This is a genomic window from Cylindrospermopsis sp. CR12 (assembly GCF_001432185.1).
GTDB classification, from domain to species: domain Bacteria; phylum Cyanobacteriota; class Cyanobacteriia; order Cyanobacteriales; family Nostocaceae; genus Raphidiopsis; species Raphidiopsis raciborskii.
In genome coordinates this window covers 1-22400 of record NZ_LMVE01000029.1, presented here as the reverse complement: position 1 = coordinate 22400, position 22400 = coordinate 1, and the positions used below count along the sequence as shown (strand labels likewise).

At 39.8% G+C, this 22400-nt stretch carries 21 protein-coding genes and 1 pseudogene; 5 read left to right on the top strand and 17 right to left on the bottom strand.

Annotation, left to right across the window (positions count from 1 at the left end):
* The first annotated feature begins 110 nt into the window (after window positions 1–110).
* Window positions 111–1412 carry a hemolysin family protein gene (locus tag ASL19_RS03870; RefSeq protein ID WP_071985351.1) on the top strand — a complete coding sequence of 434 codons (1302 nt, stop codon included), beginning with the start codon at window positions 111–113 and terminating at the stop codon, window positions 1410–1412.
* 21 nt (window positions 1413–1433) lie between these two features.
* On the opposite strand, the gene ASL19_RS03865 is transcribed toward ASL19_RS03870, so the two are convergent.
* Genes ASL19_RS03865 through rpiA form a run of 3 tightly spaced genes read right to left on the bottom strand, consistent with a single transcriptional unit; the run spans window position 1434 to window position 3838 of the window.
* Entirely contained in the window at window positions 1434–2609 is a 1176-nt protein-coding gene (locus tag ASL19_RS03865; RefSeq protein WP_057177361.1) for an aldo/keto reductase, read from the bottom strand.
* A gap of 36 nt (window positions 2610–2645) precedes the next feature.
* Window positions 2646–3080 (bottom strand): DUF29 domain-containing protein, encoded by a 435-nt coding sequence (locus ASL19_RS03860; protein WP_057177360.1) that lies wholly within the window; start codon window positions 3078–3080, stop codon window positions 2646–2648.
* Between the two features lie 47 nt (window positions 3081–3127).
* On the bottom strand, window positions 3128–3838 hold the full coding sequence (gene rpiA, locus ASL19_RS03855; RefSeq protein ID WP_006277502.1) for a ribose-5-phosphate isomerase RpiA: 711 nt from the start codon (window positions 3836–3838) through the stop codon (window positions 3128–3130).
* A 206-nt stretch (window positions 3839–4044) separates the two neighbouring features.
* On the opposite strand from rpiA, the gene dxs reads away from it, so the two are divergent.
* A complete protein-coding gene (dxs, locus tag ASL19_RS03850; RefSeq protein ID WP_057177359.1) occupies window positions 4045–5937 on the top strand; it encodes a 1-deoxy-D-xylulose-5-phosphate synthase in 1893 nt (630 codons plus the stop codon).
* Between the two features lie 59 nt (window positions 5938–5996).
* On the opposite strand, the gene ASL19_RS03845 is transcribed toward dxs, so the two are convergent.
* The 5 genes from ASL19_RS03845 to era form a co-directional block, all read right to left on the bottom strand.
* Window positions 5997–6620 carry a hypothetical protein gene (locus ASL19_RS03845; protein ID WP_057177358.1) on the bottom strand — a complete coding sequence of 208 codons (624 nt, stop codon included), beginning with the start codon at window positions 6618–6620 and terminating at the stop codon, window positions 5997–5999.
* Window positions 6620–7723: a hypothetical protein gene (locus tag ASL19_RS03840; protein WP_152980395.1), complete on the bottom strand. Its 1104-nt coding sequence runs from the start codon at window positions 7721–7723 to the stop codon at window positions 6620–6622. Before ASL19_RS03840 ends, ASL19_RS03845 begins: the two co-directional genes overlap by 1 nt.
* A 21-nt stretch (window positions 7724–7744) precedes the next feature.
* Window positions 7745–8488, bottom strand: a complete 744-nt coding sequence (locus ASL19_RS03835; RefSeq protein ID WP_057177356.1) for a vWA domain-containing protein — start codon at window positions 8486–8488, stop codon at window positions 7745–7747.
* Window positions 8489–9212: 724 nt separating this feature from the next.
* Window positions 9213–10499: a DnaJ family molecular chaperone gene (locus ASL19_RS03830; RefSeq protein ID WP_161808569.1), complete on the bottom strand. Its 1287-nt coding sequence runs from the start codon at window positions 10497–10499 to the stop codon at window positions 9213–9215.
* 56 nt (window positions 10500–10555) lie between these two features.
* Entirely contained in the window at window positions 10556–11482 is a 927-nt protein-coding gene (era, locus tag ASL19_RS03825) for a GTPase Era (RefSeq protein WP_057177354.1), read from the bottom strand.
* Between the two features lie 70 nt (window positions 11483–11552).
* On the opposite strand from era, the gene rpmB reads away from it, so the two are divergent.
* Window positions 11553–11789, top strand: a complete 237-nt coding sequence (rpmB, locus tag ASL19_RS03820) for a 50S ribosomal protein L28 (protein ID WP_006277509.1) — start codon at window positions 11553–11555, stop codon at window positions 11787–11789.
* Window positions 11790–11820: 31 nt separating this feature from the next.
* Here the strand turns inward: rpmB and secA are convergent, their stop codons facing one another.
* The 4 genes from secA to ASL19_RS03800 form a co-directional block, all read right to left on the bottom strand.
* Window positions 11821–14616 (bottom strand): preprotein translocase subunit SecA, encoded by a 2796-nt coding sequence (gene secA / locus ASL19_RS03815; protein ID WP_057177353.1) that lies wholly within the window; start codon window positions 14614–14616, stop codon window positions 11821–11823.
* Window positions 14617–14983: 367 nt separating this feature from the next.
* Window positions 14984–15415, bottom strand: a complete 432-nt coding sequence (locus ASL19_RS03810; RefSeq protein WP_057177352.1) for an NUDIX hydrolase — start codon at window positions 15413–15415, stop codon at window positions 14984–14986.
* 7 nt (window positions 15416–15422) lie between these two features.
* Complete coding sequence (locus ASL19_RS03805; RefSeq protein ID WP_006277512.1) at window positions 15423–15875, bottom strand: DUF3531 family protein; 453 nt, start codon at window positions 15873–15875, stop codon at window positions 15423–15425.
* Window positions 15876–15908: 33 nt separating this feature from the next.
* Window positions 15909–16841, bottom strand: a complete 933-nt coding sequence (locus ASL19_RS03800; RefSeq protein ID WP_057177351.1) for a Sll0314/Alr1548 family TPR repeat-containing protein — start codon at window positions 16839–16841, stop codon at window positions 15909–15911.
* Between the two features lie 119 nt (window positions 16842–16960).
* On the opposite strand from ASL19_RS03800, the gene ASL19_RS03795 reads away from it, so the two are divergent.
* Complete coding sequence (locus ASL19_RS03795) at window positions 16961–17614, top strand: ABC transporter ATP-binding protein (RefSeq protein ID WP_057177350.1); 654 nt, start codon at window positions 16961–16963, stop codon at window positions 17612–17614.
* An 11-nt stretch (window positions 17615–17625) separates the two neighbouring features.
* The gene (rsmG, locus tag ASL19_RS03790; protein ID WP_057177367.1) at window positions 17626–18375 is read left to right on the top strand and encodes a 16S rRNA (guanine(527)-N(7))-methyltransferase RsmG; all 750 of its coding nucleotides are present in this window, start codon (window positions 17626–17628) and stop codon (window positions 18373–18375) included.
* A gap of 50 nt (window positions 18376–18425) precedes the next feature.
* Here rsmG and ispG read toward each other — a convergent pair whose 3' ends face one another.
* The 5 genes and pseudogenes from ispG to ASL19_RS03760 form a co-directional block, all read right to left on the bottom strand.
* A complete protein-coding gene (gene ispG, locus ASL19_RS03785; RefSeq protein ID WP_006277516.1) occupies window positions 18426–19652 on the bottom strand; it encodes a (E)-4-hydroxy-3-methylbut-2-enyl-diphosphate synthase in 1227 nt (408 codons plus the stop codon).
* 148 nt (window positions 19653–19800) lie between these two features.
* Window positions 19801–20202 carry an IS200/IS605 family transposase gene (tnpA, locus tag ASL19_RS03780; protein ID WP_057177349.1) on the bottom strand — a complete coding sequence of 134 codons (402 nt, stop codon included), beginning with the start codon at window positions 20200–20202 and terminating at the stop codon, window positions 19801–19803.
* Between the two features lie 393 nt (window positions 20203–20595).
* The gene (locus tag ASL19_RS03770) at window positions 20596–21228 is read right to left on the bottom strand and encodes a 4Fe-4S single cluster domain-containing protein (RefSeq protein WP_057177347.1); all 633 of its coding nucleotides are present in this window, start codon (window positions 21226–21228) and stop codon (window positions 20596–20598) included.
* A gap of 100 nt (window positions 21229–21328) precedes the next feature.
* A pseudogene (locus ASL19_RS03765) lies at window positions 21329–21538 on the bottom strand (hypothetical protein); the annotation flags it as partial.
* Between the two features lie 151 nt (window positions 21539–21689).
* On the bottom strand, window positions 21690–22400 hold a 711-nt coding region (locus ASL19_RS03760), incomplete at its 5' end, for a transposase family protein (RefSeq protein WP_057177345.1).

Genomic DNA, 22400 nt, shown 5'->3' with positions numbered 1-22400 from the left:
CCAATTATTTTACGGAAATGGAAAATGGGTAATATGGGTAATAAATTGGTCGGAAGGAAAAATCATTTTTTCCCTCTTGCTATCTCTTTCTCCCTCATTCCCTCACTCCCATGTCTCCCATTACTGTGGAAATTCTCATTATTTTGGCACTGATTTTGGCTAACGGAATATTTTCCATGTCGGAAATGGCTATAGTGTCTGCTCGTAAAGCTAGATTACAGCAATTAGCCAATCAAGGAAGTCTTAATGCCCAGGCTGCTTTAGAGCTAGCAGAAGCTCCTAATCACTTCCTGTCCATTGTTCAAGTGGGAATCACACTGATTAATATTCTAAACGGTGTTTTCGGTGGTGCTACCATTGCTCAAAGATTGGAAAAATATGTTGAGTTAGTACCCTTTTTGTCAGATTATAGTCAGACCATTGCTTTTGGAGTGGTAGTTTTAGTCATTACCTATTTATCCTTAATTGTTGGTGAATTAGTACCAAAACGTTTAGCATTAAATAATCCGGAAAAAATAGCTGCTTTTATAGCTATTCCTATGAGGGCTTTAGCCAGTTTGGCTTCTCCTATAGTATACATGTTGAGTATATCAACAGAGACCGTATTACAAATTTTGGGTATTAGACCTTCGGAGGAACCCCAGGTTACGGAAGAGGAAATCAAGATTTTAATAGAACAAGGTACCGAAGCAGGAACTTTTGAAGCAGCGGAGCAGGATATGGTCGAAAGGGTATTTCGTCTAGGCGATCGCCCGGTGACTTTTTTCATGACTCCTCGTCCGGATATTGTCTGGTTAGACCTGGATGATTCACCGGAGGAAAATCGCCAGAAAATGTCTGCGAGTAATTACTCCCGTTACCCCGTATGTCAAGAGGGACTAGACAATGTTTTAGGGGTAATTCCGGTAACTGATTTACTCTCCAGGAGTTTACGCAATGAACCTTTTGATTTAACCATAGGATTACGTCAACCGGTTTTTGTACCTGAAAGCACCAGAGGTTTAAAGGTTCTGGAGTTATTTAAACAAACTGTCACTCATATTGCTTTAGTTGTGGATGAGTATGGAGTAATTCAAGGCTTAGTGACCCTAAATGACATTATGAGTGAAATTGTGGGTGATGTTCCTGCACAACCGGGACAGGAAGAACCTCAAGCGGTACAAAGGGAAGATGGTTCTTGGTTAGTGGATGGTATGTTACCCGTAGAAGAGTTTTTTGAACTTTTTGACGTGGAAGAATTGGAAATGGAAGCAAGAGGAAACTATCAAACTCTGGGTGGGTTAGTCATCACTAATTTAGGACGTATTCCCACCGCTGCAGAGCATTTTGAATGGCAAGGAATGAGAATTGAAGTTATGGATATGGATGGCAATAGAGTTGATAAGGTTTTAGTCGTTCCTCATACAAATTAGTCTAGGGGGTGATGGAGGAATTTAACTTTGAGATAATCGTTTTACCTCTTCACCCTTAAATATGGTATGAGCTTTAGATAACATTAGGGGAATTTTTTCCCGGTGGGGACTATTACCTAAACATTCTTGCAAATCCAATTCTTCTAATTTGTCAGCTCTGTTTCCTGGGAACCAATGGTCAGCATTGCCTAATAGGTTATAGCGCATTTTTCCGTATTCTACCATATCATAGGCCAGGGCTAAATTTAACAACCAGAGAATCAATTTAATGTTAATATTACCTGGGGTATTTTCCCAAACTGGTAAATTGGTATCCCAGGTTTTTACCCAATCTTCACCCAAGGTGTCTATGGCTGCTTTTTCTAATTTGGCAATAATTGGTGGTAAAATTTCATCAGCTCTATCTAACAATTCTAAGGTTTTTAAATGTTCATCAAAATCACTTGGCTGTGCTGCTCCGATGCTGAGAGTATGAACTTGAGAATGGCTCAAACAAAACAAATCATTAAAGACCATGGGACTTAATGGTTGACAAAGTTCAACCAATTTTGGAGAAGGTTGATATAAAATACCTCCTTTATTAGCAGGGCTGATAATAAACACACCCATATCTAACCTATTAGCAGCTTCTATGGCCGGCCAATTCCATTGATTTATATAGTACCAATGGAGATTGATATAGTCGAATTTATTACTGTTAACTGCTTGTAAAATTATTTCCAGAGGTGCGTGGGTAGAAAACCCAATAAATCTCACTTTACCTTGAGCTTGTAATTCTTTAGCTACCTGTAAGCAACCACCAATGCTATAGTCTAAAAGTTCTTGGTTGTTGATTCCATGCAACCCCAATAAATCAACATAGTCTAACTCTAGATAGGCCAGGGATTTGTCAAAGATTTGGCGAAATTCTTGGGGATCGGAACAGGGAGTTACTTTGGTTTGGACTATTAACTTTTCTCTGTCCAAATTGGGTAAAACTTGCCCCAATTGCATTTCAGAAGTGCCATAAAATCGGGCAGTTTCTAGGTGATTGATGCCCAAATCAACAGCTCGATGAATAATATTGGCTAGATTCTGTTGACTATCCACAGGTATTTCCTGGAGAGGAACATCTTGCCAATTAAACTGATAACGCATTCCCCCGCAGGAAAATACAGGCATTTGTAAGTTAGTGCGACCGAATCTTCTATATAGCATAAGTTGAGATTTATAAACTGAAACTATTTCCTAAATTTACTCCCAGAAATTAGAGTTTAGAAATGTTGCTAAGTCCCATGAATAATTCCATTGGCTGGGAAAATTGACGGATTTATACTCATTGGTTACATTTTTCAGGGCACGTCGCCAAGCTTCCTGAAAGGTCTCATTCCATAAGGACTTAAGACTTGGTACTTGACTAATTAATATATCTAACTCTGTTCTTTGAGTTCTAATTGTCCGCTCCCAACCATGATAATCATAGGGAGAGTTAACATATAGTCGTTTAAGCAGGTGCTCTATTAAGACAATTAAACGACTTAATAATTCTCTTTTTTGTGAACTTCCCAAAGCTTCTACTTCCTGAATTAGGTTGACAATGTCTAAGTCGTGAAAATTCCCAGCTTTGAGTTTAGCAACCGTATCCTCAACCCAGAGTAAAATATCCTGATCATAAAGGGATAATGTCATTATTTACTCTCCTAAATTGGTTAATTTCCCCATTTCCCAACCCTCACCTACATTTGTCGGACAGAGGGCTTACCATCAATTACTTCGCCAATTAATACCAAATCCACACAGTTGACAAAGATGCCATTTTCCAGAACACCAGGGATATTATTCAGGGTTTTTTCCAAATTCACTGGATCTTCAATGGAGTCAAATCTGACATCAACTACCATATTACCTTGATCTGTAATCACAGGACCAGCCTTTTTCACACCCATGCGTAATTCCGGATTTCCCCCCAGTTTCTTAATAGCGTTGATTACAGGGGTGATAGCCATAGGTATCACTTCCACGGGCACAGCAAAGGTAGAACCCAAATGGTCCACTAACTTACCACTATCAACCACAACAATAAATTGACTTGCTAAATAGTCTACTACCTTTTCCCGAGTGTGTGCTGCACCACCACCCTTAATTAAGTTTTTATTAGGATCAACCTCATCAGCACCATCAATAGCGATGTCAATATGGTCAACAGCGTCTAAAGTAGTAAGAGGAACTCCATAGTGTTTTGCCAAAACTTCCGACTGGAAGGAAGTGGGTATACCAACAATATCCTTAAGCTCACCGGATTTCAGGCGATCGCCCAAAAACTGAATAGTGTAAGCAGTAGTTGATCCCGTACCTAAACCGACAATAGAACCCGATTTTACCAGGGATGCGGCGGCTTTACCGACTTCTTGCTTCATCAACTTAACTGGGTCTGCTGATACGGACATTGCTAAACTCCCAAAAATTTCACCACATCAAAAATGCTCTCACAAACCGAATATACTACAAAATATGGTCATTTTATTTATCAACCTCCATTTACCCCCTCCGTTGATAGCTAACCAAAGTTATAGTTATAAGACAGCGTTTTTGTGCCTACATCAAGTAGGAAAATCAATTAATGCCAATAATGTAGAGAGGGAAAGCTTATAATATGCTTCTGAGTGAAATCACCCATCCAAACCAGTTACACGGGTTATCTATTCGCCAACTACAGGAAATAGCTAAACAAATTAGGGATAAACACTTACAAACTGTAGCTGCAAGTGGTGGACACCTGGGTCCCGGGTTAGGAGTTGTGGAGTTAACTTTGGGACTCTACCAGACACTAGATTTAGATCGAGATAAGGTAATTTGGGATGTGGGACACCAAGCTTATCCCCATAAGTTAATCACAGGGCGTTACCATGATTTCCATACCCTCAGACAAAAGGACGGGGTTGCTGGTTATCTCAAGCGTTGTGAGAGTCAATTTGACCATTTTGGTGCGGGACACGCTTCCACCAGTATTTCTGCTGCTCTGGGTATGGCTTTAGCTAGGGATATGAAGGGGGAAAAATTCAAGGTAGCTGCTGTAATTGGTGATGGTGCTTTAACAGGAGGTATGGCTCTAGAGGCTATTAATCACGCTGGACACCTACCTAAGACTAATTTATTAGTGGTTCTTAATGACAATGAAATGTCTATCTCTCCTAATGTGGGCGCCATACCTCGTTATCTAAATAAAATGCGTCTCAGTCCTCCAGTACAGTTTATTGCTGATAATATTGAAGAACAACTCAAACATATTCCTTTTGTTGGTGATGAATTAGAACGTGTAACAGAGGGCATGAAGCGATTAGCCATGTCTAAGTTGGGTGCAGTATTTGAAGAATTGGGCTTTACTTACATGGGTCCGGTAGATGGTCACAATTTAGAAGAGCTGATTACTACCTTTCAGCAAGCACATCAAATACCTGGTCCAGTTTTAGTTCATGTTGCGACTATTAAGGGTAAGGGATATGAAGTAGCTGAAAAAGACCAGGTGGGTTATCATGCCCAAAATCCCTTCAATTTAGCTACTGGTAAAGCAATTCCTTCCAATAAGCCTAAACCCCCTGCGTATTCCAAGGTCTTTTCTCATACCTTGGTAAAACTAGCTGAACAAAACCCGAAAATTGTTGGCATTACAGCTGCAATGGCTACGGGTACTGGTTTAGATAAACTACAAGCTAAATTACCCCACCAATATATTGATGTGGGCATTGCGGAACAACATGCTGTTACTCTAGCTGCTGGTTTGGCTTGTGAAGGTATGCGTCCTGTAGCAGCTATTTATTCAACGTTTCTACAACGTGCTTACGATCAAATTATCCATGATGTCTGTATTCAAAACTTACCCGTCTTTTTCTGTTTAGATAGGGCAGGTATTGTAGGAGCTGATGGTCCCACCCACCAAGGTATGTATGATATTGCTTATCTTCGCTGTATTCCCAATATGGTGTTAATGGCCCCCAAGGATGAAGCGGAACTACAAAGAATGGTGGTTACTGGTGTGGAATATACAAGTGGACCTATTGCTATGCGTTTTCCCCGAGGTAATGGTTATGGTGTTCCCCTAATGGAAGAGGGTTGGGAACCTTTAGAAATTGGCAAGGGAGAAATTCTCCGTCAGGGGGATGACCTGTTAATTGTGGGGTATGGTACCATGGTTAATTCAGGAATGCAAGTTGCCCAAATTCTCAGGGAACATGGTATTGAAGCTAGTGTGATTAATGCGCGATTTGTCAAGCCTTTGGATATAGATTTAATTGTACCCCTAGCTGGAAAAATTGGTCGGGTCGTTACCTTGGAGGAAGGTTGTTTAATGGGTGGTTTTGGGTCTGCAGTAGCTGAAGCTTTGCTGGATGCTAATGTGGTTGTACCAGTGAAGAGAATTGGTATACCCGATGAATTAGTTGATCATGCTACTCCGGAGGAGTCTAAGGTTACTTTAGGTTTAACTAGTCAACAAATTGCTGATGATATTTTGCAAGCTTTTTTTAAAAAGCAGTTAGTTCCAGTTTAGAAATAGGAGCAGGTTTAAAACCTGCTCTTGTATTAACTACATTAACGATTTTGCCTTCATTACTGAACTTTTTCAGTTTTACCCAACTTTGTGAAACGGATTTCAATTCTTCTTCTTTTGGAATTACCCCTTTTATCTATGTCAGCTGGCAACCCATTTTCTAATAATAATTGTCCTGCGGAGTAGGTTCTAAACTTGAGTTTAGCAATTTCTCCTCCGGATTTTTTCAGTTCTTGAACAACAGCCAAAGCTCTCATAATTCCTAAGTCAGTATTAGAACCGGGACGTAATTGAGCAACAGGTAATTTGCCAAGATTAACTTTTTCCAAACTATAATCTAAATTGCTGTAGTTATTTTCTGTTGGTGAGTTAATACCACTAATTGGTTGTCCATCAGTATGACCAATTACTTCAATTACATCAATGGGATATTCTTTCGTGATTCTCAAAATTTCTGGTCTCAGTTCCCTGCGAATATACTTCTTGAAATCTGGCTTTAATTCAGCACGACCGGAATCAAATTTATACTCGGAAGTTTCATAAAGTTCAATGATTGGTGGTTTATCATGAGGTTTAGCTTCCTGCTGTGGTTTGTTAGATTCTGTAAATCCAAGAGCGATCAAGAAAAAGGAAGCAATGAAGACAAAAATCTCCGCTTGTTCCATATTACTTTTGATTTGCACTAACTTGTCCTCCGGTAAGAGCTAATTAAATTAAGTAAATTTTCCAGTTCCTCGATTAAAACTTTGCTATTATCCAAGTATCTAGACACATTTTTAGATGAGATTGCCACTTTTTCCATACTTTGGGATGCGAAATTTGTCTGTTCATTTAGGGATGCAAAACTGCTAGCGAAATAAGATATTTTTTCTCCGGATAAGATACTAGTAAAATAATTAATGGCACCTTCCATTTGAACATAGCATCTATTTTGGCTATCGACAAACCTTTGTTGAGAAGTTTCTAATTGATTATCTAGTTGATTATATAATTCCGAGTGTTTTGCAATCAATCTACTAAGTTGAGCTTCAATAGCATTCTCCATTTGCAGATAGTACCTATTCTGATTATCGATAAACCTTTGTTGAGAAGTTTCTAGTTGCTCGGATAATTCTGAGTGTTTTTGATAGTATCTACTCTGAGTATCAATGAATTTCTGTTGAGAAGTTTCTAGTTGCTCGGATAATTCTGAGTGTTTTTTATTCAATCTATTAAGTTGAAGTTCATAGGTATCCAGCATTCTTTCATAAGCTACTGCTACCCTTTGTAGATGATCTTGAAAAGATTCAGAAGCATTGCTTATTTCTTGGGCATATCTTCTGTGAATTACAGTCAAAGAATCTGCAAAATTTCTAAATTCTTGAGCAAGCTTTTCGGACTCATTAGTAATAGGATCTCCTGATTGTTCATGGAATTCATTTACCAATTCTCCACCCAAACACCAACCAACAATACTGGTAAATAGAGCATAACTTAAAGGAACCACAATTGTTGCTAGTAAATTTTCAGGATCTAGTTGAAATAAAGCAGCACTAAATCCTATCAGGGTATGAAGATAACCAGATGTTTGCACTCTTAAACCAGCTGCAGCTCTATCCTTGGACTTTTGAATTCTAAACCCCATAATAGCCAAGATTAAAACATGTCCAACACCAAATACAACTATTAATGGACTCAGCTCATTGTTCTTATTAACATGAGCGAATACTGTCAACACTATTGACAAAACTATTCCGCCCAAATACCAGATTTTAAAGTTTCTCATTGAAGTCATAGTTGAGGTCATAATTGAAGTTTCAGTTAATTTCTAATTTTTGCTAGGAGGAAGCTGCTGAATAAATTTTTTCACGCTGGGAGATAAACTGGATCCATAGGAATTTAGGTACTTACCTAAGGATTTTTGTCCCCCAATTTGATCTATCACGGTAACTGCAATTAAGTCCACAATATCTTCGTGGTTTTCTAGATTAAAACAAACCCCACTAGAAAGCTGGGAAATCTCCCCAAAGGTTCTTTGTGTATCGGGATGATTGCCAACTACAAAGCTGAACACGGGTCTATTTAGTTTTGCTAGTTCAATTGCTTGACCTCGATAATCTTTATCCTCATGAGGAGGTGCATCCCCAATAAGAATAACTCTAGAAACATCAAATTCTTCAATAGCAACTTCTAATGCTTTTTCCACTGCTTCTGGGAAATCTCCACCACCATTACAACTAATTTTGTCCATGAAGGTTTTGAAGTATTCCACTGAGCTACTCCAATCACTCTGCTCAATAATTCTGTGATGATCACAGTAATCTCGATAAGCAACCCAAGATAGCTCCATCCTTCCTGCTTCTAAGATTCGACGGATTAATTCTTGTATGCTCTCCAGGGTTTTATCCCACACGGGTTTCATGGAACCTGTTGCATCTACCAAACCCATAATCCGTATGGGTTTGGCATATTTTGCAATTAGCTGGTCATAGGTTCTCGGTTCCCGTGTAAGTGACTGTTTATCTCTAGTCTTGATGTGATCCAGAGAACTTTTAAAAGGATCTTGAGACATTTTAAGTAGTAGCAGATAATACGTCTTTTTTTATTCTAATCAATTTGAACACCTGTTAAGAAGTAAAGTATGTTAAGATTTGTTAAGACAGTTTCATCAAGAAGTAACCAGTATAAACTAGACTTTATAAATATTGAGCAATCTGACCACCACGATGAAAGGTAGCGTTATCAACAATCACCCACGTAGCAATAGATTTTTGTAGCATTGTAACTCATGGGAAGACCCACGAGTTAGCGAGGAAACTAATTAATCACAAAAGGAATGCGATTGCGAAGCACTCGCGAGATAGCTCTTTTTGTTTAAATGATTGACGTTGGGTTTCTCGATGTCAACCTAACCTACAAAAGGCGCTCAATCTTATCTATCTACATTCATGTATATATATATAGGAATAAATAATAAGAAAAAATTATATTTATGGGGGGATGAGATAAGTTTTTTTGTGGCCGAGGGGATAAAAATGTGGTATTATGAGGGTTAAGTATAATGGAGTGTGAGCAGTTGTAAAAAAAATGCACAGATTTCCATTGTCAGGGTATCACGTCCAAGGGTCAATAGTCAACCCCCACCATTGAAAAAAATTGGTGCGCAGCAGATCTCCTCACCAAAAGCGCTTTTTGACCGTGATTTACAAATCACAATAAATACTGAGCAATCTGACTACCACAATGAAAGGTAGGGTTATCAACAATCAACAGCAATAGATTTTCGTAGATTGGGCTTAAGTATGTCGATTTTCTAGGTAATCTTTTAATATTTCGTAAGCTTCATTAATTCTTTTCATCATGTTTACATCCCCACCCATGTCAGGGTGGTAGTCTCTCGCACATTTGTTGCGTGCTGTTTTGAGTAATTTCATTGATATTGTTTCACGAGTTAAATTTAGTAACCTGAATGCTTCATCAAGAGATAATGTGTTGCTTGTATATGCAAAATCCTCTTTTCTTGAACTGTTAGTTTCTTGGTTACGATGCAAAACTTCATCAACAAACCCCTTGATTTCACTCGCTAAGGTTCCCAGTTCACCTAGTCCTTCGTTTATGGAAATTGATCCAATTTTCAGTTTCTGTTTAAGTTGTTCTACTTCTTCTAATAAATTCTCAATGACATTGATTATCTCTTGTGGTATTACAGCCATAGTACTTCTGAGTCTAAAGCAGTTTTGGTCAATTACTTCAGAAAAATACTGATAGTCCCTAAATTGTGATTTGTAGTCATTGAGTGAATTTGTCCATTGATCGAAAGTTGTGTCTGACAAAGTATGCCAAGATTTTAAACTTGAGTTGACTGTTTGAGAAAACTTTCTAAATGAGTCGAAGGGAATTTGCCCGGCAATTCTTTGTAGTTGGTGAATCAAAATTGCCAATTTCTCTATTCGACTTAGCAGGTTGATAAAACTCTCCAAATTATAATCAACATTTGCAGCAGTTTCTCTTAAATGTTGATATAAAGGCTCGGTACTAATTCCAGTATCCCAACAGTTAATATCAGCTTCGTAGAGACCTAGTATGATATCTTTAATAAAGGTGGCTGTTTTAGGGTTTTTAAAAACTTCATCAGGTGTTCTGCCAATATCATTGAGAAATCGCCGGAAGGCTGAAAAAGAATCTTGTTTCTCAATATAATAAAGTAAACGGGAGGGAAAGTAAGCTACATAAATGTCATCCTCTTTTATTGATAAATTAAATACAGAAAATAAGATTTCTAGGACTTTTTTTTGCAAGGAATTTATTTCAGGTTGGGGATCCTCAAATAAAACTCCCTTGGTAAAAAGAATATTTTGGCCACGAGCATTGGCAAATGGATCTCTTACCTTCTTTTTATTGGGAGGCTTTGAGGATGGAGGTTCTGAACTACTTTCTGGGCCTTTGGTGGCAGTATATTCACTAACTTTTGGACGTTCTTTTTTTTCTGCAGGCGGTTTGTTTTTAAAAAGCAAGTTTTTAATTTTGGTCAACCACTTGGTCAAAGCATTGATCATTCGTTGCCACATTTGTTCAACTCCCAACTACATTCTTATTTTTTATGGCTTTCTGTTATGGGTTACTGGGGAATTAACCCTCCCTACTCTTCCACCCTATATCCTAGTTCTGCTAACCTTAACCGCGAATGTCGCCACTTTGGTTGGACTTTGACAAATAATTCCAAATGAACTTTACCAGCAATCAATTTTTGAATCTGTTGACGGGCCACAGTACCAATTGATTTTAACATTGTCCCCCCTTTACCAATTAATATCCCTTTTTGGGAGTCCCTTTCTACATTAATTGTGGCCACAACACGGGTAATTGTTGGGTTCTCTTCCACTAAATCAATGGCGATCGCCACTGAGTGAGGAACTTCTTCTCGGGTCAATAATAAAATCTGTTCCCGGATTAATTCCCCCATAATAAATCTTTCTGGTTGATCGGTGACTAAATCTGGTGGATAATACAAAGGTCCAGTTTCCAGATATCCAATTAATAAGGTCTCTAATTCTAATATTCCTTGGTTCTCTAAGGCTGAAAATTTAACAATTTCCCACCCGTTCCCTTGAGCTAATTCCCTATAACTTTCATCTATTTTCTCAGCTTCTGCTGGTTGTTGATCTATTTTATTAATACCCATAATAACGGGAATTTCACATTTGGTTAATAAGTCAACAATAAAGCGATCGCCTCCTCCACAGACTGCTGTGCCATCTACCACAAACAACACCACATCCACCGATGTAATGGCGATTTTAGCATTTTGCACTAGCACCTCTCCCAAGGGATGATGGGGTTTATGAATCCCGGGGGTATCAACAAAAATCAACTGGGCTTTCTCCCTAGTTAAAATTCCCCTCAAGCGATTTCTAGTAGTTTGCGCTACTGGTGATGTGATAGCTATTTTTTGTCCTATTAACTGGTTCATTAAGGTTGACTTACCCACATTAGGACGACCAATAATGCCGATAAATCCAGACTTAAAGTTAGCGGGTGCTTGAGGGATAATAAATTCTTCGTCCATGGGGAAACTATAATTTGATGGTTTATAATGGGTAAACTGTGTCTAAATTCATAAAGTTTGGAGGTTTTGAATGTCTCGTCGTTGCGAACTCACAGGTAAAAAGGCTAATAATGCCATGTCCGTTTCCCACTCTCACCGTCGTACCAGACGTTTACAGCAACCTAATTTACAAACTAAGAGGGTTTGGTGGCCCGCTGGTAACCGTTGGGTAAAGTTGAAACTTTCTACCAAAGCAATTAAAACTCTTGATACCAAAGGTTTGGAAGCAATGGCCAAGGAAGCTGGTATTAATTTAAACACTTACTAAGTGGGATGAGGGAAAGGGGGACAGGGAACGGTTAGACTATTTCAGAGGTTTGGACTGCGGGTTGTTGCTGCGGTTGGAACATAAACAGGGAGTAAACCACATCCCTGCGAATATTCACCATCATGTCTAAGAACAACTCGTATCCCTCGCTCTTGTACTCAATAAGTGGATCTTTTTGTCCGTAACCACGTAACCCTACAGATTCACGCAGGGCATCCATCTGCTGTAAATGTTCTCGCCATAAGGTATCTATCCGCTGTAAAATGAAGAATCGTTCTGCTTGTCGCATCAGACCCGGTTGAATTTGGTCTATTTCTGCTTCTTTCATATCATAGGCAATACGCGATTGTTCATGAAGGAAAGCCTTAATTTCTCCTACCCCCATATCCTCTAGTTGGGTGGGTTGCATATCGGCTAATAAGTAAACAAACTCCTTAACCTTGCCCACCAACTTTTCTAAATCCCATTCTTCTGAGGGTAATTCTGGGTTAATATAATAATTCACGATGTCATCCATGGTCTTTTCTGCATATTTGATGACCTGTTCTTTTAAATCTTCTCCTTCTAAAACTCGTCTACGTTCAGCATAAATAGCACGACGTTGATTATTCATGACTTCGTCATATTCAAACACTTGCTTACGAATGTCATAGTAATAGGTTTCCACCTTTTTCTGAGCACCTTCCAAACTACGAGTTAATAAACCCGATTCAATGGGCATATCTTCCTCTACTTGGAACGCATTCATTAACCCAGCTACCCGATCTCCACCAAATATTCTCAGTAAATTATCTTCCAGACTCAGGAAAAATCTGGTTGTCCCCGGGTCACCTTGTCTACCCGATCTTCCTCTTAATTGGTTATCAATCCGCCGTGATTCATGCCTTTCTGTACCTATGACATGGAGTCCACCATTGTTTACTACTTCTACATGTTCAGCGTCAGTAAATTTTTCATATTCTTGTTTAATAGTCTGGTAAGCATCTCTTAACTTTTGCACTACTGCATCATCCGTAGGTGCTTTTTCAGCAGCTATAGCTACTTTATCTTCTGCTTCTAATTCCGATAAGGCGCGACTACCGTAGGCATTAACTGCTACCTCAACCGCTTCCTTTAATAGTTTTTCAGTTACCTGGGATAACTCAGTGGGAAAAATCCCCCTAGATACGCGCCAATTTTTGCTTTTTTTGCCGGGAACAAAACCCTGACCACTACCATTACTACCATTTCCACTAGGAAGTCCTGAAGCTCTTTGAATGCTGAATTGATCATCTTCTGGTCTCACAATCCTAGGCATAAAATATTCCCGTAACTTCAACCGAGCCATATATTCGGAGTTACCGCCTAAAATAATATCCGTGCCTCGTCCCGCCATATTAGTAGCTATGGTTACTGCACCCCTGCGTCCAGCTTGGGCGACAATTTCCGCTTCCCGTTCTACGTTTTCCGGTCTAGCATTTAGTAATTCGTGAGGAATACCCTTTTCTTGCAGTAATCTGCTCAACAGTTCGGATTTTTCCACACTAGTGGTTCCTACTAGTACCGGTCTGCCACCTTTGTGCATTTCTTCACATTCCCGTGCAATGGCTCCCCATTTACCCGGTTCTGTTTTAAACACCATGTCGGATAGGTCTTGACGTTTTCTGGTGCGGTGAGTGGGAATAACACTTACTTCTAATTTATAAATCTTTTCAAATTCCGCTTCTTCCGTTTTGGCCGTCCCTGTCATTCCAGCTAATTTCGGATAAAGCAAAAATAGGTTCTGGTAGGTAATGGTTGCCAGGGTTTGGGTTTCAGGCTGAATTTCCACTCTTTCTTTGGCTTCTATAGCTTGGTGCAAACCATCGCTCCACCGTCTTCCTGGTAGTACCCGACCAGTAAATTCATCAACAATTACCACTTCCCCATTGCGCACGATATAATTCACGTCTTTGAGGAATAGTTCTTTCGCCTTAATAGCATTAAAGACAAAATGGGCCCAGGGATTTTCTGGATCAAATAAATCGGTTACGCCTAAAAGATTCTCAGCTTCGGCAAACCCATCATCTGTTAAAAGAACATTCCGCGCTTTTTCATCCACTTCGTAGTGATCGTCTTTTTTAAGGGTAAATGCAATTTCTGCTGCTTGTAAGTATTTTTCTGTTGGTCTTTCTACTTGTCCAGAAATAATTAGGGGAGTTCGCGCTTCATCAATGAGAATGGAATCCACTTCGTCGATTACACAATAATTAAATGGACGTTGCACCACTTCTTCCATGGATGTGGCCATATTATCTCGCAGGTAGTCAAAACCTACTTCACTGTTGGTTACATAAGTAATATCACAGTCGTAATTTTTTTTCCTTTCTATGGGGATCATGGTCGACTGAATCAGTCCCACACTCATTCCCAAGAAGCGGTGTATCTGACCCATCCATTCCGCATCTCGTCGAGCTAGATAATCATTTACAGTAACAACATGAACACCTTTATTACTTAAAGCATTTAAATAACTGGGTAAGGTAGCTACTAGGGTTTTACCTTCACCGGTTTTCATTTCTGCTATTTGTCCTGTGTGGAGAATTACTCCCCCTACCAGCTGAACATCAAAATGTCTTAACCCTAATACTCTGGAAGAAGCTTCTCTTACTACTGCAAAAGCTTCTGGTAGTATCTCCTCTAAGGTTTCACCTTTGTTTAGTCTTTGTTTAAACTCAGCAGTTTTCCCCCTTAACTCATCATCAGACAGTAATTTAACATCTTCTTCTAAGAGATTAATTTCTGTAATGTAGTGTTGGTACTTTTTTAGTTTACGAGCGTTGGGATCGCCCAACAATAGTTTTAGCATGGCAAGTTATCAAATATTAAGTGTTAATTGTTGACTGATGAGTTTTGACAGGTGAGCTACTTAGTGTAGCCTTTACATTCTACCAGCAACATACTCCTATAGAGATTCTATCTCATAAACAAAATGTATGCTCCTGGAACTCATTAAATTAGGTAATATTATCGATTTCCAGCTGGTTAGGTCACGGGTTGAATACCGGTGAGCAGACCCATTATAAATCCTAGGACTACACTCCCGCCAAAAATGATTAACATTAGTATGAGTAACTGACGTTGAATTCGAGTATGTTTGGGCTTGGTCTTGAATAAGTTTGACACAATGATAAAACTCTACTATATCAAGTTGGAGATTCAGCAGAAGATGGCAATTACAGGTAGTCAAAAAATATTTCTGGCACTAATCTGAGTTCTCCTGATTTAAATTTACTAATTTCTACCCAGAGGGCGCGATGTTTTTTCTGGGGTGTTTCTGAAAAGGTGAGACTTTCTATTTGATAAAATCTGGGGTCAGCAAAGTCACATTGGTAAAGTTGAATGATTTCATGTCCCTGGTTACCATCAAAAATAAATAGGTTTTCTATACAACCTAAATAGCTAATATTGGTTAGTTCGGCTTGAATTTCTTCTTGAAATTCCCTCGCTAATGCCATTCGACTGCTTTCCCCGAATTCTATCCCTCCACCTAAAGCTCGATAAAATGTTGATTGCTTGGTTGGATCATATCCCTCGGAAACAAATATTCTTTCCCCATCTCTGATTAGGGCTAAAACTATAACACGAATCTCACCTGGTTTGTTCATCTTTCTTTTAGTTCTCGTAAATTGAGTAAGCACGCATCTCCTCATTCTCTACTGGCCAATCTTCGTTTTCTCCCCCAATATATAGGATTTCTATCACAACATACTCTTCATTTAACTGCAACAGTGCATTCAAAAGAATGTCTAATGCGATCGCATCACTTGTGCCTAGGTCAAACCAGCATCTTCCCCATTCTCCCTCGTATTCAAATTCCCCCATGTTGTGCATGAGAGCTACCATGGAACGACTATAAGCCTCGCTATCATAATCTATGTAGTTGAGGTCTACACCAGTTTCTTGTATTTGCAAGTTCTCGGCGTTAAATCCTCCCAGTTTGCCTAAATAAAACCAGGAGTTAAAGACCTCTTCCACATATTGTTTTTCCTGCTGGGAGGGAATTGTCCCAAACTTAAACCAAATCCAGACATCAAAGGGGTTAAATTCTCGAAATTGAATGTGCATTTTTAGTGGTTTCTTCAGTAGTTTCTCTAATCTCTAATTGCTTTTAAGTCTAGCTTGAGCCTGACTACGCTCATACTCAATTTGTTTAACTAAACCAGAAGGAAGTTGGGATTTCTTGGCTAGGGCTAAATCAAAATTGGCGATCGCCTGTTGAACCAAATTCTGGTCTTGTTCTCTTTTGGCTTGCTCATGAAGAATTTGAGCTTTGAGATAATAAATTTCTGGATTGTCACTAGTGCTATTTAAAGCTCGATTGACATACTCTAGGGCTTCTGGATATTGTTTTAAGTCTCGATATGCTAAAGCAATACCTCTATCTACCAAGTAGCGGGGTGCGGCATTTTGTTGCCATTGTTCAATTGCCTGTTCTGGACTAGTAAAGGGTAAGTTTACCGCTAACATCAGATTCATATAACCCCTAATTAAACTTAACTCAGGATCATTAGCATCAATAGCCTCTGCTTGGTCTAAATATTCATAAACCTTTTTTAACTGTAAAAAAGCCTGGGAAGCACCTTTCCAAACCCCTTGACGAGTGAGAGTTGTCGCTCCAATTAAAAAGTTACCCACTCCAGTATATAAATTACCACGCAAGGGATTAGTCGCAGTCAACTTTTCACCAGTTTCTAAGGTTTTTCGACTATACTTCTCCAAAGCAACCCAATCTTGATTAACATAGGACAAGGACGCTTTCAAAGCATAGACCAAAGGTTCCCCTGGTTCCTCAACCATAGCTTTTTTGAGATGATCTTCACCAGCTCCATAATTCCCCTGTTCAAAAATTGCTCTAAAAGCTGCTTCAGTGCGATCGCCAATTTTATGAGGTTGATTAGCACGAAATGGATCTCCGGCAAAAGCCGTATTAATGCTCAAACCAAGAGCTAGGGTAGCCATAGAAACCACCTGAACAACGGATAAATTTCTGGGGAGAGTGAGGAAAGCAATTAAAAAACCTTTGGATATCATAATTTACAGAGTAGTTACAGCACTTAAACTCAAGTTATTTGTACGTAGGAGAAACCAAACAGACCTAATAATATACAAAAAAGCCAGAAAAACTTCATTTCTAAAACCTATCTTATCAAATGCTCTATCTTCAAAATCTAACTTATCACCCCACAGCTTGTCCCACTCCAATTCTCCAAGCTATTAATTTGGAACTACCACCTCAAAAACTAGGACTAGTAATTGGACCCAGTGGATCTGGCAAAAGTACCCTACTAGAGATTTTATCAGGACTTGCAGAACCCACTAGTGGTGGTATATTTTGGAGGGAACAAGGACTAGTAGCAGAACACCTGCAACAACTAGCGGGGATAGTATTTCAATTTCCAGAAAGACACTTTTGTGGGGGCACAATTTTGGAAGAGTTGCGTTTGGGTCATCCAGAACTAGGACTAGAGAGGGTCAAGAATGCATTAAAGGAGGTAGGACTAGAGAGCTTATCCTTATCTACATCGCCTAATGCTCTCAGTGGTGGACAACAAAGACGTTTAGCTCTAGCTGTACAGTTGATTCGCCAACCAAACCTATTACTACTAGATGAGCCTACAGCAGGTCTGGACTGGTCAATGCGTCGTCAACTAGTCACTTTACTAGAGAGACTCAAGAAAAACTGGACAATACTGGTAGTCACCCATGATGCGGGGGATCTATTACCAATAGCAGATTGTTGTTGGAATCTCCACCATGGTATTTTGAGTCCCATTGCTCCCAGTTTAGAGTCAATTGCGAAGTAACTATGATAATCATGGATAGGGAAAGTGGCGGTACTTTACCGGAGATGGCAGAAATTTGGCAGGAAACATTAAATTGGCAACCGACAATTGAACAGGGGAATCAACTGCAAAAGCTGTACGATTTGATTGTACTTGCTAATCGTCAAATCAACTTAACTCGAATTACCGAACCCAAAGAATTTTGGGAAAAACATCTTTGGGATTCTTTAAGAGGAGTTGCACCACAGCAACATTTTCTACCAGAATTGAATGCAGCTGGGTCAATAATTGACATTGGTAGCGGTGCGGGATTTCCCGGTCTACCAATTGGCATAGTTTTTCCTCATTACCAGGTAACTCTACTAGATTCTACTCGCAAGAAAGTTAACTTTATCAACAGTGCTATAGAAAAACTACCCCTGAGTAATGCAACAACAATTCTAGGAAGAGCGGAGGAAATTGGACAAGACACCCCATACAGGGAGAAATATAATTTAGCAGTCATTCGCGCTGTAGCTAGTGCTTCTATATGTAGTGAATATGCATTACCCTTAATCAAAAAAGGCGGTTTGGCAATCATTTATCGGGGAACCTGGACACAGGAAGAAAATCAAAATTTAGAACATACTGCCAATATTTTGGGAGCTAGGATAGAACTGATAGATAGATTTACCACTCCCCTGACTAAAAGTGTTCGTCACTGTGTATATTTAAGGAAGGTGCTACACACACCTATCAGTTTTCCTCGTCCTGTGGGCGTACCCACCCAAAATCCATTATGAGGGATATTAACACACTCCGACCCCCCACAAGTGGGGGGAGTGTCAGTCAATTAAGGATCTATCCAACGACCATCAGCTTTAATTAAATTAATTAATTCTTCCACCCCTTGGTCTTCTGGAACCTTTTTAATCTCCTCTCTACCTCTATACAAAGAGATAAAACCGGGATTTTTGCCCACATATCCATAGTCCGCATCAGCCATTTCCCCTGGACCGTTGACAATACAACCCATAACAGCAATATCTAACCCGGTTAAATGTTTTGTTGCTTCCCGAACTTTATGGAGCACCTCCTCTAGATTAAATAAAGTCCTACCACAAGAAGGACAAGCGACGTATTCAACCATTGTTTTCCGCAAACCCAGAGCTTGAAGAATGCTGTAACAAACGGGAATCTCCTTTTCCGGTGATTCTGTTAAAGACACGCGAATGGTATCACCAATACCATCTGCTAACAAGGTGGCAATCCCCGCAGTGGATTTAATTCTACCATATTCACCATCTCCTGCTTCCGTCACCCCTAAATGTAAGGGATAATCCATACCCAAATCATCCATCCGTTTGGACATGAGTCGGTATGCAGCTACCATCACCGGAACCCGCGATGCTTTCATGGAAATAACAATGTTGTAAAAATTCAGAGATTCACAAATACGGATAAATTCTAAAGCTGATTCTACCATACCCTCGGGCGTATCACCATAGGTAAATAACATTCTTTCTGCTAGAGAACCATGGTTCACTCCAATACGCATAGCTTTACCTTGATCTCGCAGTGACACTACCAGTGGAGCTAGGGTCTCACGAATTTTTTCCCCTATTTCGTCAAACTCAGTTTTTGTATATTCAGTGCGATTGGTGTTCGGTTTCTCAAATACGTATAATCCTGGATTGATTCGTACTTTTTCGATGTGTTTAGCCACCTCTAAGGCAATTTTCATCCCGTTGTGGTGAACATCAGCTACAATGGGAACATCCCTGTAAGTTTGTTGTAACTTTTGTTTAATTTCCGCTAATGCTTTGGCATGGGCCATACTGGGAACAGTTACTCTAACTATTTCGCAGCCAATTTCATGGAGACGACGAATAGCGCTGACAGAGCCATCAATATCTAAGGTGTCTTCATTAATCATTGACTGTACTACCACGGGGTAGCCACCACCAATAATCACATCCCCCACCTTAACAGCACGGGTTTTACGACGTTTAATAGTGGTGTCAAAAGTAGGTTGGCTGGTGATGATTTTACCAGTCTCAAGGGATGGTAGGGTTTGCATAGCCTCAATAAGTAGATTCTGTAGCTACCATACCAGATTCTTAGGACTGTTAGCTACAGGCCACTTTTTATCACAAGAAAATCGCCGGCACGGAAGCCACTTGGCTTTAGACAGGAAGTGCCAACGGCGAATTTATTCGCCTTGATATTTAACCGTGACGCGGATCTTCAATATACCTTTTAATAACATCTGCTGAAACCTGTCCAGCAGTGGAATAAAAATAACTATTAGTCCATAGGCTAGGAAGTTTAAGTAATTCAGGAAATTTTCGTCTTAACAAGCTAGATGACCGTCCTTTAAAAGCTTTAACCACTTGATTTATAGCAACATCTGGTTGATGTTCTACAAATAAATGAACATGGTCTGGAGCAACCTCAAGAGAGAGGATATCCCAGTCTTTTTCTTTGGCTAGTTCGTAAATTATCTGTCTAAGGCATTTAGCTATCTCTCCAGATAATACCTTTTTTCGGCGTTTAGGTATCCATACAAGATGCACTACTGCATTACCTTTTGAGTGATTTCCTATTCTGTATTCCAGTGTTGTCTTCATATTGTTTCGTGGCTGCTATTGACAAGTAAATCATATCTCAACTATACTTTTGAAATCAACAAACATTGAAGGTCGAACAATGTACGGATGCCAACAAGTTCTTATCAAGTCCGATAAATCAATAACAGCGATATTGGAGTACGTCATACCTAAATTCGGTGAAAAACCCGAAGGGTGGGAAGCAAGCGGGAAACGAGTTAGTCGTGGAGTATATCAAACTTCTGATGGGTTCAAAATTAATGCGGACTGTAATGGTGCTGCTAATATTTTGAAAAAAGTAGCGGTGATGCTAGGAATTGATCTTAGCGGAATCAGTAGAGGCTGTTTAAGCCAGCCTCAGAAAGTTCGTTTATGGACTCTTCAGAAATCTCCGTGTCTTTAGACCGGAGAAGCTTAATTAAACAGTTCCAGGGAACCTTGATAACCGGTCACAATTCGTGCTCCATCTTTCAGAATGTGAACTTCTATTTGATCGCTGGCCCAGGTGATCTTATCATTAAACTCTGGGTTAAACACATAGACTTTTTGGTTCCGGGAGGATACGGGGGAGGTGGGGGAGTTAATAGCTAAGGAATCTACAAATGGACCATCAATTAAAATGTCCAATTCTCCTAATAATTCCCGAGAACCGGGGGGTGCTGATTCCGACTGTAATTCCTGGAGGGTAAAACCGCTGAAGGACATTACATTTAAACCCCTAGCTTTGAGTTTTCTTGCCAAAATCGCTAGGGACTTGGCTTGCAGAAATGGTTCTCCTCCTGAAAAAGTAACCCCTGTATTTTCAGAATTTCTCAGGATATCTTCCGCTAGGTCATCAATAGCAACTAACTTGTTAACTTCAAAACTCCAAGACTGGGGATTAAAACAACTGGAACAATGGCGAGGACAACCCTGCATCCATACCACAGCACGACGACCGGGTCCGTTAACCTCGGATTTGTCAACATACCCCATGATGTTTAGATACCCGTTGGGAATCTCTTCCATGGGAGATAGTATCACTAATTCGTTTAAAGCTGCTGTCATTTTATTACTCCTAACTTATAGTGAATCCCTCCACCATCTTAACCACGGTGTGGGTGGGTTCTGGTTGTCATACAGTATTCCCAATTCTATGCCCATCTCTATCTTGTCCTATGCAATAGTCTCCATTGGGATGGATTTCTTTTAGTAAGGGTTCAATGGATGTGGTTAATATTATGCTTTGTGGGTGTTCTTGGAAATTCTTCACGAAATTATCATCAGAGTCCCGTAGCTGGGTGTGATCTGGGAGATTGAGGGATTCCCCAGCAAGGGGAGTGGTTCCATTTTGGGTGGTGGTTAAAGGTTGGCGCACGGTTGATAAGAGGGGGTGCAGGGTTGGAAAGTAGTCTCATCTGCTCAATTTTAGCATTTGTTTTTGGTTTTGTGTTGGTTTTTAAAAATAGAGCTGTTGGGAAATAAAAGCATATTTCCGGATGACAGAACTTCCCCCATCCCGATTGAATTTATGCTGCATCTAAATAGAAGTTCCATAGCCCTGCACTGACCAACATCAATTGATCATCAAAATCGGTCACACGATTCCTATATACAGAATGTACACAGTTATATCTCTTAATTCCAGAGTGAGCGTGCTCACACACAACTCGCTGACGACTGAGTTCTCGATTCTCCTCCTTTTGCTGCTGTGTTAACTCCTTACCTTTCGGTTTCTTGTGTGGTAAATGGACATTGACAAATTCTTTCTCCAACCCATGAAAACCCAAATCTCCCTCTATTGCTACTTCATCAGGAATGTATTGCACTATCTCTGATTCATGGAGTAGCCGTTTGTCATGCACTTTACCTGCTCTGGTTTTCGTCCGAATAATCACTCGTTTCTCCCTTGTGCTGACTGTAATCTGCTTGCATGTATGCCGCTTTTTCTTGCCAGAGTAATACTCTTTTTGGCGTTCTCGGTTTTGAGGACGCTGGACTGGACGCTCCGTACCATCCACAATCACCTCCTTCACATCTGGAAACCTTTTGGTGAATTCCTCCATGCTCCTGAGTTTGCGTGCTGGCAAAACTTGCTTTTCTCCTAAAGTGGTTTCTAGCACAGATAGTAGTCGATGTACCCAATCATGAGCACAGGAGCGGTCAAAGTTGAACAACACACTCAGCAAGTCAAACGTCGGATAACATTTGCAGTACAGCAGGATATAAAATAGTTTTTC

Bases quoted from the DNA above. Each gene is read 5' to 3' on its own strand.
- ASL19_RS03770 (WP_057177347.1), bottom strand. From the start codon at position 21,228: ATGACAGCAGCTTTAAACGAATTAGTGATACTATCTCCCATGGAAGAG.
- ASL19_RS03835 (WP_057177356.1), bottom strand. From the start codon at position 8,488: ATGTCTCAAGATCCTTTTAAAAGTTCTCTGGATCACATCAAGACTAGA.
- ASL19_RS03870 (WP_071985351.1), top strand. From the start codon at position 111: ATGTCTCCCATTACTGTGGAAATTCTCATTATTTTGGCACTGATTTTG.
- ASL19_RS03800 (WP_057177351.1), bottom strand. From the start codon at position 16,841: ATGATATCCAAAGGTTTTTTAATTGCTTTCCTCACTCTCCCCAGAAAT.
- secA (WP_057177353.1), bottom strand. From the start codon at position 14,616: ATGCTAAAACTATTGTTGGGCGATCCCAACGCTCGTAAACTAAAAAAG.
- ASL19_RS03795 (WP_057177350.1), top strand. From the start codon at position 16,961: ATGCTCTATCTTCAAAATCTAACTTATCACCCCACAGCTTGTCCCACT.
- ASL19_RS03865 (WP_057177361.1), bottom strand. From the start codon at position 2,609: ATGCTATATAGAAGATTCGGTCGCACTAACTTACAAATGCCTGTATTT.
- ASL19_RS03810 (WP_057177352.1), bottom strand. From the start codon at position 15,415: ATGAACAAACCAGGTGAGATTCGTGTTATAGTTTTAGCCCTAATCAGA.
- rpmB (WP_006277509.1), top strand. From the start codon at position 11,553: ATGTCTCGTCGTTGCGAACTCACAGGTAAAAAGGCTAATAATGCCATG.
- ASL19_RS03860 (WP_057177360.1), bottom strand. From the start codon at position 3,080: ATGACATTATCCCTTTATGATCAGGATATTTTACTCTGGGTTGAGGAT.
- rsmG (WP_057177367.1), top strand. From the start codon at position 17,626: ATGGATAGGGAAAGTGGCGGTACTTTACCGGAGATGGCAGAAATTTGG.
- tnpA (WP_057177349.1), bottom strand. From the start codon at position 20,202: ATGAAGACAACACTGGAATACAGAATAGGAAATCACTCAAAAGGTAAT.
- ASL19_RS03805 (WP_006277512.1), bottom strand. From the start codon at position 15,875: ATGCACATTCAATTTCGAGAATTTAACCCCTTTGATGTCTGGATTTGG.
- ispG (WP_006277516.1), bottom strand. From the start codon at position 19,652: ATGCAAACCCTACCATCCCTTGAGACTGGTAAAATCATCACCAGCCAA.
- era (WP_057177354.1), bottom strand. From the start codon at position 11,482: ATGGACGAAGAATTTATTATCCCTCAAGCACCCGCTAACTTTAAGTCT.
- ASL19_RS03840 (WP_152980395.1), bottom strand. From the start codon at position 7,723: ATGACCTCAACTATGACTTCAATGAGAAACTTTAAAATCTGGTATTTG.
- dxs (WP_057177359.1), top strand. From the start codon at position 4,045: ATGCTTCTGAGTGAAATCACCCATCCAAACCAGTTACACGGGTTATCT.
- rpiA (WP_006277502.1), bottom strand. From the start codon at position 3,838: ATGTCCGTATCAGCAGACCCAGTTAAGTTGATGAAGCAAGAAGTCGGT.